This is a genomic window from Neisseria sp. P0022.S010, assembly GCF_051956635.1.
Genome location: NZ_JBQCXF010000876.1, coordinates 1 through 468 on the forward strand (window position 1 = coordinate 1; position 468 = coordinate 468).

The following is a 468-nucleotide window of genomic DNA, read 5'->3' on the forward strand; positions in this document are numbered from 1 at the left end:
GCAAATCGGCGACCTTATCCGCGCCAACCACGGCGAACGCATTGCCGCCGACGGCGTCATCGAGAGCGGCAGCGGTTGGGCGGATGAGAGCCATCTTACCGGCGAATCCAACCCCAAAGAGAAAAAAGCGGGCGGCAAAGTGTTGGCGGGTGCGTTGATGACCGAAGGCAGCGTGGTGTACCGCGCCACACAACTCGGCAGCCAAACATTGCTCGGCGACATGATGCATGCGCTCTCTGAAGCACAAGGTAGTAAAGCACCGATTGCGCGTGTGGCGGATAAAGCGGCGGCGGTATTCGTGCCTGCCGTCGTGGGCATCGCGCTTCTGAATTTTATCGCAACTTGGATGGTGAAAGGCGATTGGACGGTTGCGCTGATGCACGCCGTTGCCGTTTTGGTGATTGCCTGTCCGTGCGCGCTCGGTCTGGCCACCCATGCCGCGATTATGGTCGGCATGGGCAAAGCAGT

1 protein-coding gene is annotated in these 468 nt (G+C 60.0%); it reads left to right on the forward strand.

What is annotated here, in order from left to right:
• Nucleotides 1-468 (forward strand): HAD-IC family P-type ATPase (locus ACTHUT_RS21885; protein WP_440419922.1); only part of this gene is annotated, 468 nt, incomplete at both ends.